Consider the following 14507-nt stretch of genomic DNA (forward strand, 5'->3'; position numbering starts at 1 on the left):
CGATGCCGGCAGATAACATCGACTGGCAGGCCCTGGAAGCAGCCGCGGTCCAAGCCATGGCCAACGCCTATGCTCCCTATTCGAAGTTCCCGGTGGGGGCTGCGGCCCTCACCGAGGACGGCAGGATCGTCAGCGGCTGCAATGTGGAGAATGCCAGCTACGGACTCACTTTGTGTGCCGAGTGTGCCTTGGTGGGCCAGCTCCACATGAGCGGCGGAGGCAGGATCGCCGCATTCTATTGCGTGGACGGCCAGGGCAATATCCTCATGCCATGCGGACGCTGCCGCCAGCTGCTCTACGAATTCCGGGCACCCGGAATGCAGCTCATGACAACCCAAGGCATCAAAACCATGGACCAGGTGCTTCCTGACGCCTTTGGTCCTGAACACCTGGAGGAGACCCTTGACCAGCACTGAAGCCTTCGACGCTGTCCAGATCATCACCATCAAACGGGACAAGGGCACGCTCACCCCGGAACAGATCGATTGGACCATCGATGCCTACACGCGCGGCGTCATCGCAGAGGAGCAGATGGCGGCCTTGAATATGGCCATCCTGCTCAACGGCATGGACCGCCAGGAGATCTCGCGCTGGACCTCGGCGATGATCGCCTCGGGCGAGAGGATGGACTTCTCGTCCCTGACAACGCCCGACGGCGGCCGGAAGGCTACCAGCGACAAGCACTCCACCGGTGGGGTAGGGGACAAGATCACCCTGCCGCTTGCACCTTTGGTGGCTGTCTTCGGGGTGGCCGTCCCGCAGCTCTCCGGCCGCGGCCTTGGCCACACCGGTGGCACGCTGGACAAGCTGGAAGCGATCCCCGGATGGCGCGCCAACCTCAGCAACGACGAGATCATGGCCCAGCTCCAGGACGTAGGGGCTGTCATCTGTGCTGCCGGATCGGGGCTGGCTCCTGCGGACAAGAAGCTGTACGCCTTGCGCGATGTCACCGGGACAGTGGAGGCCATTCCGCTGATCGCGTCCTCGATCATGAGCAAGAAGATCGCCGAGGGCACGGGATCGTTGGTGCTGGACGTCAAAGTGGGTTCCGGCGCCTTCATGAAGGACCAAGCCAAGGCCCGGGAGCTTGCCGAGACGATGGTCGCACTGGGTAAGGATGCCGGGGTCCACACCGTTGCCTTGCTCACCGACATGTCAACGCCACTGGGACTCACCGCAGGCAACGCGATCGAAGTGGAAGAGTCGGTGGAGGTCCTCGCGGGCGGCGGTCCGGAAGACGTCGTCGAACTGACCGTCCGCCTTGCCGAGGAAATGCTGGCCGGTGCCGGCATCCACGATGCTGATCCCGCGGCCGCCCTCAAGGACGGCCGGGCGATGGACGTGTGGAACCGGATGATCGAGGCCCAGGGCGGCGATCCCCGGGCGGCGTTGCCGGTGGCCAAGGAGTCCGAGGTGGTTTATGCCCCGGCGGACGGTGTCCTGGTCGAACTGGACGCACTGTCCGTGGGTGTCGCCGCCTGGCGCCTCGGAGCCGGCCGGGCCCGCAAGGAGGACAAGGTCCAGGCCGGGGCAGGCGTCCGCATGCATGCCAAGCCAGGAGCTTTGGTGCGGGCAGGGGAACCGCTGATGACGCTCCTTACGGACACCCCGGAAAAGTTCGACCGGGCCAAGGAAGCACTCCGCGACGCGGTGGTCATCGCCCCTGAGGGGTCGCGCCCGGGCAGTCAGCTGATTATCAGCCGAATCGCCTAGGCTTTGTTGTTCCGGGTCATCCAACGGGTGGCCCGGAACATTTGTCATCCGGCGCCTGTGGGGGAGCCGCCTACCTTAAGGAAACCGTGCAGGGCATCAACGATTTCATCCTGGCCGCGGCGGGACAGCCGTGGGTGCTGTTCCTGGTGTTGGCGTGCTGCCTGATTGACGGCTTCTTTCCCCCCATTCCCAGCGAGTCCGTGGTGGTGGGCCTCAGCGCGGTATCCGGCAGCAGCGGAGTGCCGAACATCTGGCTGCTGGGCTTCATGGCCGCCCTTGGGGCTTTCGCCGGGGACAACATCGCCTACATCATAGGCAGCCGCATTGGAACGCAGCGATGGCGCTGGATGCGCAGGCAACGGATGCAGGGTGCCTTCCGCTGGGCGGGCAAGGAACTGCGCCGCCGTGCGGCCTCCCTCATCATGGTGGCCAGGTTCATTCCCATCGGCAGGGTGGCCGTCAATCTCACAGCCGGGGCCACGCACTTCAACCATCGCCGCTTTGTGGCTCTGACTGCGCTCTCGGCGATTCTGTGGGCCAGTTACTCCGTGGTGCTGGGCTACTTCTTCGGCGTGTGGTTCGAGCACAACCATCTGCTGGGTGCCGTGATCGCAATTGTGGTGGCAGTGATCCTTGGCATCATCATCGACCGAATCATCAGCAAGGTGCGCGGTGCGGCACCCCTGGACGGCAAGAACATCCCCGAACAGGATGCCCCGCCTCCACCCACGGTATGACGTGGACAGCCCCGCAAGATCAGTCCGCCGGTTGACGCCTCCAGAACGCCCGGCCGATAGCGTTAAACGCGTGATCCCACGGCTGGGGCGTAGCGAACGACGTCCCGGCCATGGGACACTAAGAGCGACTTCGATCACACTGTCAAGTCATAGTCATCTAGGAGCTACCGCCGCGTGGAGTTTTTGAACCAAATGCTCGAGCATGCAGCCGGGCAGCCCTGGATATATCCCGTACTTCTCGTCTTCTTCTTCATTGATGGATTTGCCACGATCCTCCCCAGCGAGACTGCCATCGTTGGTCTCTCGGCGCTGTCCCTTCACAGCGGAGAACCCAACCTTTGGATCCTCGGCGCGACAGCTCTGGCGGGCGCGATGGCCGGCGACAATATGGCGTACCTGCTTGGCCGCAAGATTGGCCTGACCCGGTGGAAGTGGATGCGCCGCCCCAAGGTCCAGAAGATGTTTGCCTGGGCCCAGTATGAACTGGACAAGCGCGGTGCTGTGCTGATCTTCACGGCCCGCTACATTCCCTGGGGCCGCGTAGCAGTGAACTACGTTGCGGGCCAAACCGGGTTCCGGCACCGGACCTTCTTCTGGCTGGACGCCTTCGCCTGCATCACGTGGGTGGCGTACTCCATCGGCATCGGCCTGTTGGCCGGCCAATGGGTGCACCACAACCCGCTGCTGGGCGTTGGCATCGCCGTCGCCTTCGCTGTGGTGCTGGGCATCGTCGTGGACCACGCACTTCGCTGGTGGCACAAATACCTCGAGAAAAGGGACCATTCCAAGGAAGCCGCCGCAGCCGCGGAGGCGTCGTCGGTGGATGAGTCGCAGAAGGCCGTGGTCGGCGTCGACCGTTCCAAGCCCGCTGGCTAAGGTGGGGCCGTCCACCTAGTCTTAGTACGTGACTGAGCCCATACTTGACGCTGCCCCTGCCCTCGACTTCGATCTGAAGAGCCTGCCCAAGGTTTCCCTTCATGACCACTTGGATGGAGGCCTCCGCCCGGCCACCATCATTGAACTGGCCCAGGCTGTTGGCCACACCCTGCCGTCCACGGACCCCGTGGCCCTGGGCCAGTGGTTCCGTGATTCCGCCGACTCGGGTTCACTGGTCCGGTACCTCGAGACGTTCGACCACACAATCGCCGTGATGCAGACCAAGGAAGGCCTGTTCCGGGTTGCCAAGGAATTCGTTGAGGACCTGGCAGAAGACGGCGTGGTGTACGGCGAAGTCCGTTGGGCGCCGGAGCAGCACCTCCAGAAGGGCCTTACCCTGGACGAGGTCGTAGAGGCGGTACAAACGGGCCTCGAAGCGGGCATGGACGCTGCCGAAGAGCGCGGCCAGCAGATTCAGGTAGGCCAGTTGATCACCGCAATGCGCCACGCTGACCGTGGCCAGGAAATCGCTGAACTCGCGGTCCGCCACCGCACCAACGGTGCCGTTGGGTTCGATATTGCCGGTGCTGAGGACGGCTTCCTGCCCTCCCGTTTCAAGGACGCCTTCACTTACCTGGCGGAAAACAACTTCCCCGCCACCATCCACGCTGGAGAGGCTGCAGGACTGGAGAGCATCCAGTCCGCGCTTGTTGACGGCCGGGCGCTCCGCCTGGGCCATGGCGTGCGGATCGCCGAGGACATTTCGGTGGAGTTTGAGGACAACGCGGACGACGACGGCGAGGACACCGTTGGCATGGTGACCATAGGCAATATTGCCGGCTGGGTCCGTGACCGCGGAATCGCCCTGGAGATCTGCCCGTCCTCGAACCTGCAGACCGGCGCCATTTCCGGTTTCGGCGACGGCATCGAAAGCCACCCGGTGGACATGCTCTTCCAGCTCGGCTTCAACGTGACCATCAACACCGATAACCGCCTGATGAGCGGGGTCACCCTGACGGACGAGTTCGAGCTCCTGGTGGAAACCTTCGACTACGACCTCGATGACCTCTTGGAACTGACGCTCAACGCAGCTGAGGCAGCCTTCCTGCCGCTGGATGAGCGCGAAGCTTTGGTTGAGTACATCAACGATGCCTACGCCAACCTCGGCTGACAAGTCCGGCCTCGACGAGCTGCTGGGTGGGCCCACAGCGGTCGGGGAGCTGCTGGGGACTATCGCGGCCCTGCGTGAGCACTGCCCCTGGATGGGCGCGCTCACGCACGAGTCATTGGTTGAGTATCTGATCGAGGAAGCCTATGAAGTGGTGGATTCGATTGAGGCCGGCGACGTTGATGATGAGCTCCGCGGCGAGCTGGGTGATGTGCTGCTTCAGGTAGTGCTTCACGCCCGGCTCGCCGAGGAGCGCGGCAGCTTCAACTTTGAGGCAGTGGCCCAGAACATTAACGCCAAGATGGTCCGGCGCAACGGGCACGTCTTCAAGGCGGACGGTTCCCTCCAGGAGACTTTCCCGGCGAGCGTCGACGAGATCATCGTCAAGTGGTTTGCGGCCAAACGAGCCGAGAAACCCGAACGCAAGGATCCCTTCGAGGGCATTCCGCCGCACCTCCCGGCGTTGGCGGCGGCGCAGAAGTCCCTTGACCGCGCTGAACGCGCGGGACTCGGCACCCAAGGCGACGTGCCCGCCGTCGGAATTCCTGAAATCCCGGACTCGGAAGAGGCGCTCGGTGGGCTGCTTCTGGGGATCGTCGCCGGAGCGAGGGAGCAAGGATTGGACGCCGAGCGCGCCCTCCGGGCGGCTGTTCGATCGTTCCAGAACAGCCAGGCCCGACCTTCATGACGTGAAAGGTTGGAATTCGTTCCGTAACCTGAGCCACTCTGGACTACGCTAGTAGCGACGAGGACGTTGAGAATTTCCCTCCTCATTCCTGTAATTTGCCCATAAGGAGCACATCCATGGCGCTTATCGATGCCATCCACGCACGCGAGATCCTTGATTCCCGCGGAAACCCGACCGTAGAAGTTGAGGTCCTGCTCTCCGACGGCCAGATCGGCCGCGCAGCAGTTCCCTCCGGTGCTTCCACCGGCGAGCACGAAGCTGTCGAACTCCGCGACGGCGACAAGGGCCGTTACCTCGGCAAGGGTGTCCAGAAGGCCGTCGACGCCGTCATCGACGAGATCTCCCCGGCACTCATTGGCTTCGACGCCACTGACCAGCGCAGCATCGACCAGGCCATGATCGACCTCGACGGCACCCCGAACAAGGGCAAGCTGGGCGCCAACGCCATCCTCGGTGTCTCCCTGGCCGTGGCCAACGCTGCCGCAGCCTCGGCCGACCTGCCCCTTTACAAGTACCTGGGTGGCCCGAACGCCCACGTGCTGCCTGTTCCGCTGATGAACATCCTCAACGGTGGCTCGCACGCCGACTCCGATGTCGACATCCAGGAATTCATGATCGCCCCGATCGGCGCCGAGACCTTCTCCGAGGGCTTGCGCTGGGGCGTTGAGGTCTACCACAACCTCAAGTCCGTCCTGCAGGAGAAGGGCCTCTCCACGGGGCTCGGCGACGAGGGTGGCTTCGCCCCCAACCTGCCGTCCAACCGCGCTGCCCTGGACCTCATCACTGAGGCCATCAAGAACGCCGGCTACACCCCGGGCACGGACATCGCCCTTGCACTGGACGTTGCCTCCTCCGAGTTCTACAAGGACGGCGCCTACCAGTTCGAAGGCAAGGCACTTTCCGCCACCGAGATGAGCGCCTACTACGCCGAACTCGTTGCCGACTACCCGCTGGTTTCCATCGAGGACCCGCTGGACGAGAACGACTGGGAAGGCTGGAAGACCCTCACCGACACCATCGGTGACAAGGTCCAGTTGGTGGGCGATGACCTCTTCGTCACCAACCCGGTTCGCCTGCAGCAGGGCATCGACGCCGCAACCGCGAACTCCCTGCTGGTGAAGGTCAACCAGATCGGTTCGCTGACCGAGACCCTGGACGCCGTTTCCCTGGCCCAGCGTTCCGGCTACACGACCATCACCTCGCACCGCTCCGGCGAAACCGAGGACACCACCATTGCTGACATCGCCGTTGCCACCAACGCCGGTCAGATCAAGACCGGTGCCCCGGCCCGCTCCGAGCGCGTTGCCAAGTACAACCAGCTGCTGCGCATCGAAGAAGAACTCGACGACGCCGCACGCTACGCCGGCCGCAGCGCGTTCCCGCGTTTCAAGGGCTAGCCTTCAGCGAAAACAGCTGACCGGTGGCTATGGTGGAAAGACCATGGCCACCGGTTCTGTTTAAGGCTGGCCAGGTTCGAAAGCAAGCGCTGAAACCCGCCAGGCAAAGCACCGGGCATTACAGGAGTGTCATGGCCACCCGTCGACCAAAAGTACCCAGGGCCGACGCCCTTGGCCGCCCGGCAGGCGCAGCGCGGCCAGCCGGGGCCGCCGCTTCCGGCCGTCCCGCGTCCCCGGACTCCGACGACGCGGACGTCATCTCGCTGAGCGCGACGCGCAGCTCTGAAAGCGCGCGCGGCTCCGAAAAATCTACGACGGCGGCAGGCGCCAAAGCATCGGCCCTCAAGTCGGCTCCGGCTTCTGCAAAGCCCAAGAGCGGCAGCAAGGGTGATGCGCAGAAGCGAACGGACAAGACTCCGTCCAAGGATCGGGCGGACAGGGACTCAGGGCAGCTTGATCCAGTACCGGCCAAAGCGTTTTCCGGCCGGATGCTGGCGTTGGCCGTAGTCATGATTGCCATCACTGTCCTCCTGGCCCCCACAGTGAAGATTTTCCTTGAGAAACGTGCCGAGATCTCGGCCCTGGAAGCCGAGATTGCCAGCCGTAAAGCCGAACAGACCGAGCTGAACAAGCAGATCTCCCGGTGGCAGGATCCCAACTATGTGAAACAGCAGGCCCGGGACCGCATTAACATGGTTATGCCGGGTGAAACGGGTTACTGGGTGTTTGGCGGAGAAGATGCTGCTGGCACGCCGGGTGGCCGCACCGGCTCCGGATCAACTGCAAACCCGGAGAATCTGCCCTGGGTGGATGCTCTCTGGGAGTCCATCAGACGATCGGCAACTGACTAGACGCGGCGCCCACCGCCGTCGTGTCCGCATGGGACACGGCAAAAAGGGCAGGAAGGTTGGCAGCGCAAGTGGAAGAGAACACGGCAGCCGTGCCGCAGGAATCCCGCCAGCCATCAGCACACGATCTTGAGGTCCTCAGCCGCCAGCTCGGCAGGCCTGTCCGGGACGTCGTGGAGATCCCCGCACGCTGTGTCTGCGGCAACCCGTTGGTAGCGGCCACCGCGCCCCGGCTCAGCAATGGAACTCCTTTCCCCACCACCTTCTACCTGACACATCCCGTCATCACTTCCGCGGTGTCGCGGCTTGAAGCGGGCGGGCTCATGAACGAGATGAATGACCGCCTGGTCGCAGACCCCGGACTGGCTGATGCCTACAGGGGTGCCCATGAGGCCTACCTGCAGGCCCGCAATGACATCGCGGGCCGTTCCGGTACGGGTGCCGTTCCTGAAATTGATGGGATTTCCGCCGGTGGCATGCCCACCCGCGTGAAGTGCCTGCATGTCCTGGTGGGCCACTCGCTGGCAGCCGGTCCCGGCGTGAACCCGCTCGGAGACGAAGCGCTGGAGGCCATTGCCGAGTGGTGGACCAAGGACCGCTGCTATTGCGACGGAGCTTGGGATACCGCGGGTGAGGCACCTTCGAGGGACTTGAGCCGCCATGGCCCGCAGGGTCTTCCTGACATCGTGGGTCGTCCCGCGCCGGTGCGGAAGTCGAAGTCTTCGGCCGAGGGAACCGTATGAGCCGTGTGGCCGCCATCGATTGCGGCACCAACTCCATCCGCCTGCTTATCGCCGATGCGTCGGCGAGCGGGGCGCCCGGGCCGCTGGTCGACGTCGTGCGTGAAATGCGTGTGGTCCGGCTGGGGCAGGGCGTGGATGCGACGGGGGAGCTTGCTCCCGAGGCCCTGGAGCGGACGTTCGCGGCGGCCGCCGATTACGCCCAGCTGATTCAGGCCCACGGGGCGGAGCGGGTCCGTTTCGCGGCCACCTCCGCAACCCGCGATGCCCGCAACCGCAGCGCCTTCGTGGACGGCATCCGGGACCTTGTGGGTGTTGAGCCCGAAGTCATCAGCGGTGACGAGGAAGCCGCGTTGTCCTTCGCCGGGGCCAGCAGCGCCTTGCCCGCGATGGGGGAGAATGCGGTCCTGGTGGTGGATCTCGGCGGCGGGAGCACCGAGTTTGTCCTGGGCGACTCGACCGGCGCCATCGCCGCCAGATCCGTGGACATCGGATGCGTGCGGCTGACTGAACGCCACCTTCGCAATGATCCGCCAACGGCTGCGCAGATCGCCGCGGCGGAGGCCGACGTCGATTCCGCCCTTGACCTCGCCGCGGAAACTGTCCCGCTGGCGCGCGCGACGGCGGTTGTCGGCGTGGCGGGTTCCATCACCACCATCACTGCCCACGCGTTGGGCCTGAGCGAGTACCAGCCGGAGCGGATCCACGGTGCTTCCCTGGACCTTGTGACCATCAGCGATGCCTGCACCAGCTTGCTTGAGATGACGCGGGCCGAACGTGCAGCGCTTCCCTACATGCATCCCGGCCGGGTTGACGTTATTGGCGCGGGTGCGTTGGTGTGGCGTCGTATTTTGGCGCGTCTGGAAGCGGTCAGCAATGGCAGCATCCAGACTGCAGTCTCCAGTGAGCACGACATCCTGGACGGCATCGCGCTCAGCATCCGGGACGCCGTATGACGGTGCTTCACCGGCGCGCCATCTCAGCAGCGCTTGCCGCGGTCATGGCTGGCGGCGCGCTGCTTGGCGCCCTTGTGACGGCGCCGGCCGCGGCTGCGGATGCCTGGCGCGACAAAGAGTTCTGGCTCAAGGACTCCGGCGTCGTCAACGCGTGGCAGGTTTCCAAAGGCGCAGGGGTCAAGGTGGCGGTCATCGACAGCGGTGTCGATGGAAACCACCCCGACCTCAAAGGCGCCGTAGTTGGCGGGACTGATGTCTCCGGAGCCGGGGCGCCCAACGGGCAGAAGAGCATTGGAGCCAAGACCGAGCACGGAACACTCGTGGCCACCATGTTGGCCGGCCGCGGCCACACGACTCCGACGCCGCCGCCGTCGGCTTCCGCCTCGGCCACTCCGGCCCCTGTGCCCACCACGCCTCCGGCAGGGGGACCGGACGGAACCATCGGCGTAGCGCCTGAGGCGGAGATACTCTCGGTCTCCACGTGGCTGGGCTCGCCCAACCCGGGTGGCAAGACCGACCAGGAACAGATTCCCGACGCTGTTCGCTGGGCCGTCGACAACGGTGCGAAGGTCATCAACATTTCCCTCGGCAGCACTTCGCCGGACTGGCCGCAGAGCTGGGACGCAGCGTTCCTCTACGCAGAGCAAAAGGACGTGGTGATCGTTGCTGCCGCCGGGAACAGGGTGGGTGGCAACATCCAGGTTGGTGCCCCTGCCACAATTCCCGGAGTCCTCACCGTTGCCGGTCTCAATGGCGAAGGCCGGGCAAGCGTCGATTCTTCCTCTCAGGGCATCAGCATTGGGGTGGCCGCGCCGGCCGAAAACCTCGTGGGCGGCATCCCGGGAGGCGGCTACGCCGAGTGGGCTGGAACGTCCGGAGCCGCGCCGATCGTCTCCGGCGTGGCGGCCCTCATCCGCTCCAAATGGCCGGAGATGAGTGCCAGCCAGGTCATCAACAGGATTGTCAGTACTGCCAAGGACGCCGGAGCGCCGGGCAAGGACCCGCTCTACGGTTACGGCATCCTCGATGCCGAGGCTGCCCTCAAGGGCGACGTCCCTACTACCAGCAGCAATCCCTTGGGCTCCATCGCGGACTGGATCCGGGTGCATAGGCGCGGCGTCCTCAGCGAACCTTCACAAGCACCGGTGGCGAGCCCCACCAGCGCCGCGCCCACGTTGGCCGATCCCACAGTGCCGGCAGCGAAGACGCCGGCGACAGTCGACGAAGCCCTGCCCGCCGCCGTCGTACTTGGATTTGGCGCCCTTTTCATCGCTTTGGTGACCGGGGCCGCGATCCAGCTGAGGCGCGTTTCCAGAAATCCTCCAGCCGTGCCCGAAGAAGCAGAAACGGGAACCTTGGAAGTGGTGGATCCGCCCGCCAAGAAGTAGCTAGTGAAGATTTTCACAAAGTGCTGTACTCTGGATTCATGGCAACCACCCCAGAGCTCATTGACCGTCCGCGCGTTCTCGTCGTCGGCGGCGGCTACGTCGGCCTGTACGTAGCCCTCAAACTGCAGAAGAAGATCGCGAACGCAGGTGGCATCGTCACCGTCGTGGATCCACTGCCCTACATGACTTACCAGCCCTTCCTCCCCGAGGTGGCCGGTGGCAACATCGAGGCACGCCACGCCGTTGTCTCGCACCGTCAGCACCTGAAGCAGACTGAGCTCATCCAGGGCCGCGTCACCAGCATCGACCACGCCAACCGCACGGCAGTGGTTGCTCCGTCCGATGGCGGCGCCCCGTTCGAAATCCCGTACTTCGATGTAGTCATCGCAGCTGGTGCCATCACCCGTACTTTCCCCATCAAGGGCCTCGCGGACAAGGGCATCGGCCTGAAGACCATCGAGGAAGCCGTAGCACTGCGCAACAAGGTCCTGGAGCGCATCGAAGCCGCTTCCACCATGACCGACCCCGCAGAGCGCGCCAAGGCACTGACCTTCGTGGTTGTTGGAGGCGGCTTTGCCGGCATCGAATGCCTCACCGAAATGGAAGACCTCGCCCGTGCGGCGGTCCGCAACAACCCGCGCATCCGCCAGGAAGAGGTCCGCTTCATCCTGGTCGAAGCCATGGGCCGCATCATGCCCGAGGTCACCGCTTCCCAGGCCGAATGGGTTGTGGAGCACCTCCGCAGCCGCGGCATCGAGGTTCTCCTCAACACGTCCCTGGACAGCGCCGAGGGCAACCTCAAGCTGATCAACCTGCCGGACAAGACCTCTGCCGGTGAAGTCGAAGCTGACACCCTGGTATGGGCTGCAGGCGTGCAGGCCAACCCGATGATCCGCTCCACCGACTTCCCGCTGGAACCGCGCGGCCGCGTTCGCGTCCTGCCGGACCTGCGTATCGCAGGCGACGAGGGCATCATCGAGAACGCCTGGGCCGCCGGCGACATCGCCGCTGTTCCGGACCTCACGGGCAAGGGCCTGCCGGACGGCACGTGCGTCCCGAACGCCCAGCACGCACTTCGCCAGGCCAAGAAGCTCGCCAAGAACCTCTGGGCTTCGCGTTGGGACAAGCCGCTGCACGACTACAAGCACAAGAACCTCGGTGCTGTCGCTGGCTTCGGCGAGTGGAAGGGCGTTGCCAACATCAACCTGCTGGGCCGCATCGGCCTCAAGGGCGGCCTCGCCTGGCTCGCACACCGTGGTTACCACGGCATGGCAATGCCCACGGTCGAGCGCAAGTTCCGCGTAGTCTTCGGTTGGATCCTGTCCTTCTTCGCCGGCCGCGACACCACACAGCTGATCGACCTCGACAACCCGCGCGGCGCCTTCGTTGCCGCAGCCACCCCGGCCCCCAAGCCGGCCGCTGCACCGGCCCCGGCACCGGCGGCCGAGAAGCCCGCCGAGGCCAAGACTCCGGTCACCGCTGACGCCAAGTAGTACAAGCCCGACGGCGGCTGCTCCCCAAAGGGGAGTGGCCGTCGTCGGCGTTTAACCGCGTGTGACGACGGCAGAAGAGGCGGTTCCGGGGCCCTAGACTGTAGCCATGGCTGGCGGAACCGACCTTGAGACACTCCCGGAGTCCCCGTATCCCATGCTCCGCAGCGAGCAGCCCCGGGACCGCGCGGAAATCCTTGAGCTGACGGCAAAGGCCTTCTCCATCTCACCGGTCACCGGTCAAGCGGTGGAAGGCGCTCCGATCGAGGTTGGCTTGCTCCGGGAGCTGTTCGACTGCGAGGAATACATCCCGGAGCTCAGCATTGTGGCGGAGATCGATGGAGGCATCGCAGGCCACGTCATCAGTACCCGGGGCTGGGTGGGGGATGAGCCTTTCCTTGGCCTGGGTCCTATCGGCGTGGCTCCCGCTTTGCAGCGGAGGGGGATTGGTTCGGCGCTGTTGAAGGAAACCGCCGCCCGCGCCGCTGCCGCCGGCGAACCGGGCATCGCCTTGTTGGGCAGCCCCGGATATTACCCGCGGTTCGGGTACGTTCCCGCCGTCTCCTTGGGCGTTCAGCCGCCGGAAGCCGGCTGGGGTGACCACTTCCAGGTGCTGGCCCTGCCCGGCTGGCACGACGGCGTCAGCGGTACCTTCCGCTTTGCGACGCCCTTCGAAAGGCTGTAGCTGGGATACCATGGTGCGGGCGCCCCAGTAGCCCAATTGGCAGAGGCATCAGACTTAAAATCTGCGTGTTGTGGGTTCGAGTCCCACCTGGGGCACTGCAGGAAGGGGAGCATCCGCTCCCCTTCCTTTTTTCGTTTACTTCTCCGAGAATCTTCCCAGCAGGCTCGTAGATTCCCCACAGGCAACGAGTGTTATAGGGATGTGACCTGAATCACTTATGTTCCAGGATCAATTGCACTAGTTTGAGTCCTAATCAGGAACACCTGAGTAATCGCATCAAAGGCAGTTCGCACCTTTCGATCGAGGAGACAACGAATGTTTGATCTTTCCCAAGCGGCGCCCCGTGCCGCCAAGCTAACAGCGCTTGGCATTGGGGTGGCTCTTCTCGCCACGGCTTGTGGCGGGTCCTCCACGCCGAGCCAGACCGGCTCCGGCTCCAGTTCCGCAGCCGCGGCGGGGATTTCCTGCCCGGCTCCCAGTGCGGGGGCAGGTGCCGGCAACAGCCAGGCCGCCACCAACTCTGGACCCGTACCTCCCTCGACCACCACGACTTCCACGCCGCTGAAGATTGGATCGCTCCTGCCGACAACGGGGTCGCTGGCGTTCCTTGGCCCACCGGAAATTGCCGGCGTGAACCTCGGCATCAAGGAAGTCAATGACGCCGGCGGTGTCCTGGGCGCTCCCGTGTCTGTGGTCCACCGCGACTCCGGTGACACCAAGACCGATATCGCCACGCAGTCCACCACGGCACTGCTCGGACAGGGCGTCAGTGCCGTCATCGGCGCAGCATCCTCGGGTGTTTCCAAGACGGTCATCAACCAGATCACCGGTGCCGGTGTCATCCAGTTCTCGCCTGCGAACACGTCCCCTGACTTCACTACCTGGGACGACAAGGGACTGTACTGGCGTACTGCACCATCCGATGTCCTGCAGGGCAAGGTGCTCGGCAACTACATGGCCACCTGTGGCGCCCAGACCGTTGGCATGATCGTACTGAACGACGCTTACGGAACCGGCCTGCAGAAGAACGTGAAGGAAGCCTTCGAAGCAGCTGGTGGCAAGGTCGTTGCAGAGGAACTGTTCAACGAGGGTGACTCCCAGTTCAGCAGCCAGGTGGACAAGGTCCTGGCCGCCAAGCCGGATGCCATCGCGCTGATCACCTTTGACCAGGCCAAGAGCATCGTTCCGCTGATCACCGGCAAGGGCATCAAGCCCACGCAGCTGTTCATGGTTGACGGCAACACCTCCGACTACAGCAAGGACTTCCAGGCAGGCACGCTGAAGGGCGCACAGGGAACCATCCCGGGCACCTTCGCCAAGGACGACTTCAAGAAGAAGCTCCTGGCCATCGATCCCGCCCTGAAGGACTACAGCTACGCAGGTGAGTCCTACGACGCCGTGAACCTGATCTCACTGGCTGCTGAGGCTGCCAAGAGCACCAAGGGTACCGACATCGCAGCCAAGCTGAAGGAAGTCTCTGAAGGTGGCGAGAAGTGCAACAACTACGCGGCTTGCGTGACACTCCTCCGCGAAGGCAAGGACATCGACTACGACGGCCAGTCCGGTCCGGTCACGTTCTCCGACGCCGGTGACCCCACCGAGGCGTACATCGGAATCTACGAATACCAGGACAACAACACCTACAAGCCCGTCCGTGAAGAGTTCGGCAAGCTCTAAGCCGGCCGCCTTCCACTAACCCGAACAGGTCCCCTTCCAATTGGAAGGGGACCTGCTCCGTTTAAGGCAACGCGGGGTCACTTATGGCCCCTTCAAAGGCCAAACATGGGCCATAAGTGAACTTTTTTTGATTGTGTCGCGGTG

Annotated in this window: 14 protein-coding genes and 1 tRNA gene; all 15 read left to right on the top strand. The window is 64.1% G+C overall.

The features are described 5' to 3' along the window. Positions 1-2 precede the first annotated feature (2 nt). The 15 genes from ACFUOZ_RS20240 to ACFUOZ_RS20310 all read left to right on the top strand — a co-directional run bounded on the left by ACFUOZ_RS20240 (position 3) and on the right by ACFUOZ_RS20310 (position 14363). Complete coding sequence (locus ACFUOZ_RS20240; protein ID WP_377551550.1) at positions 3-416, top strand: cytidine deaminase; 414 nt, start codon at positions 3-5, stop codon at positions 414-416. Beyond that, positions 403-1713, top strand: a complete 1311-nt coding sequence (locus ACFUOZ_RS20245) for a thymidine phosphorylase (protein ID WP_377551553.1) — start codon at positions 403-405, stop codon at positions 1711-1713. The genes ACFUOZ_RS20240 and ACFUOZ_RS20245 overlap by 14 nt, the downstream gene beginning before the upstream one ends. An 86-nt stretch (positions 1714-1799) precedes the next feature. Beyond that, positions 1800-2450 (top strand): DedA family protein, encoded by a 651-nt coding sequence (locus ACFUOZ_RS20250; protein ID WP_377551555.1) that lies wholly within the window; start codon positions 1800-1802, stop codon positions 2448-2450. A gap of 192 nt (positions 2451-2642) precedes the next feature. Next, the gene (locus ACFUOZ_RS20255; RefSeq protein WP_377551583.1) at positions 2643-3326 is read left to right on the top strand and encodes a DedA family protein; all 684 of its coding nucleotides are present in this window, start codon (positions 2643-2645) and stop codon (positions 3324-3326) included. Positions 3327-3354: 28 nt separating this feature from the next. After that, positions 3355-4497 carry an adenosine deaminase gene (locus ACFUOZ_RS20260; RefSeq protein WP_377551557.1) on the top strand — a complete coding sequence of 381 codons (1143 nt, stop codon included), beginning with the start codon at positions 3355-3357 and terminating at the stop codon, positions 4495-4497. Beyond that, positions 4475-5182, top strand: a complete 708-nt coding sequence (locus ACFUOZ_RS20265) for a MazG nucleotide pyrophosphohydrolase domain-containing protein (protein ID WP_377551560.1) — start codon at positions 4475-4477, stop codon at positions 5180-5182. Before ACFUOZ_RS20260 ends, ACFUOZ_RS20265 begins: the two co-directional genes overlap by 23 nt. 116 nt (positions 5183-5298) lie before the next feature. Next, positions 5299-6579, top strand: coding sequence for a phosphopyruvate hydratase (eno, locus tag ACFUOZ_RS20270; protein WP_235519264.1), 1281 nt, complete (start codon positions 5299-5301; stop codon positions 6577-6579). A 131-nt stretch (positions 6580-6710) separates the two neighbouring features. Next, on the top strand, positions 6711-7430 hold the full coding sequence (locus tag ACFUOZ_RS20275) for a septum formation initiator family protein (protein WP_377551562.1): 720 nt from the start codon (positions 6711-6713) through the stop codon (positions 7428-7430). A gap of 68 nt (positions 7431-7498) precedes the next feature. Then, the gene (locus tag ACFUOZ_RS20280) at positions 7499-8170 is read left to right on the top strand and encodes a DUF501 domain-containing protein (RefSeq protein WP_377551565.1); all 672 of its coding nucleotides are present in this window, start codon (positions 7499-7501) and stop codon (positions 8168-8170) included. Continuing rightward, positions 8167-9123 carry an exopolyphosphatase gene (locus tag ACFUOZ_RS20285; protein WP_377551567.1) on the top strand — a complete coding sequence of 319 codons (957 nt, stop codon included), beginning with the start codon at positions 8167-8169 and terminating at the stop codon, positions 9121-9123. Before ACFUOZ_RS20280 ends, ACFUOZ_RS20285 begins: the two co-directional genes overlap by 4 nt. Beyond that, a complete protein-coding gene (locus tag ACFUOZ_RS20290; RefSeq protein WP_377551569.1) occupies positions 9120-10511 on the top strand; it encodes a S8 family serine peptidase in 1392 nt (463 codons plus the stop codon). The genes ACFUOZ_RS20285 and ACFUOZ_RS20290 overlap by 4 nt, the downstream gene beginning before the upstream one ends. A gap of 38 nt (positions 10512-10549) precedes the next feature. Then, positions 10550-12004, top strand: a complete 1455-nt coding sequence (locus tag ACFUOZ_RS20295) for an NAD(P)/FAD-dependent oxidoreductase (protein ID WP_377551571.1) — start codon at positions 10550-10552, stop codon at positions 12002-12004. Between the two features lie 106 nt (positions 12005-12110). Then, positions 12111-12686 carry a GNAT family N-acetyltransferase gene (locus ACFUOZ_RS20300; RefSeq protein WP_377551574.1) on the top strand — a complete coding sequence of 192 codons (576 nt, stop codon included), beginning with the start codon at positions 12111-12113 and terminating at the stop codon, positions 12684-12686. A gap of 21 nt (positions 12687-12707) precedes the next feature. After that, positions 12708-12781: transfer RNA gene (locus tag ACFUOZ_RS20305), tRNA-Leu, on the top strand. Positions 12782-13001: 220 nt separating this feature from the next. After that, positions 13002-14363, top strand: a complete 1362-nt coding sequence (locus tag ACFUOZ_RS20310; protein WP_377551576.1) for an ABC transporter substrate-binding protein — start codon at positions 13002-13004, stop codon at positions 14361-14363. The last annotated feature ends 144 nt before the right edge of the window (positions 14364-14507 follow it).

Source organism: Paenarthrobacter sp. NPDC057355 (genome assembly GCF_042667405.1).
Taxonomy (GTDB): Bacteria; Actinomycetota; Actinomycetes; order Actinomycetales; family Micrococcaceae; genus Arthrobacter.

What these genes read in the sequence shown, in the direction of transcription:
- ACFUOZ_RS20285 (WP_377551567.1), top strand. Translation starts at nt 8,167, where the DNA reads ATGAGCCGTGTGGCCGCCATCGATTGCGGCACCAACTCCATCCGCCTG.
- ACFUOZ_RS20255 (WP_377551583.1), top strand. Translation starts at nt 2,643, where the DNA reads ATGCTCGAGCATGCAGCCGGGCAGCCCTGGATATATCCCGTACTTCTC.
- ACFUOZ_RS20300 (WP_377551574.1), top strand. Translation starts at nt 12,111, where the DNA reads ATGGCTGGCGGAACCGACCTTGAGACACTCCCGGAGTCCCCGTATCCC.
- ACFUOZ_RS20240 (WP_377551550.1), top strand. Translation starts at nt 3, where the DNA reads ATGCCGGCAGATAACATCGACTGGCAGGCCCTGGAAGCAGCCGCGGTC.
- ACFUOZ_RS20290 (WP_377551569.1), top strand. Translation starts at nt 9,120, where the DNA reads ATGACGGTGCTTCACCGGCGCGCCATCTCAGCAGCGCTTGCCGCGGTC.
- ACFUOZ_RS20310 (WP_377551576.1), top strand. Translation starts at nt 13,002, where the DNA reads ATGTTTGATCTTTCCCAAGCGGCGCCCCGTGCCGCCAAGCTAACAGCG.
- eno (WP_235519264.1), top strand. Translation starts at nt 5,299, where the DNA reads ATGGCGCTTATCGATGCCATCCACGCACGCGAGATCCTTGATTCCCGC.
- ACFUOZ_RS20265 (WP_377551560.1), top strand. Translation starts at nt 4,475, where the DNA reads ATGCCTACGCCAACCTCGGCTGACAAGTCCGGCCTCGACGAGCTGCTG.
- ACFUOZ_RS20275 (WP_377551562.1), top strand. Translation starts at nt 6,711, where the DNA reads ATGGCCACCCGTCGACCAAAAGTACCCAGGGCCGACGCCCTTGGCCGC.
- ACFUOZ_RS20295 (WP_377551571.1), top strand. Translation starts at nt 10,550, where the DNA reads ATGGCAACCACCCCAGAGCTCATTGACCGTCCGCGCGTTCTCGTCGTC.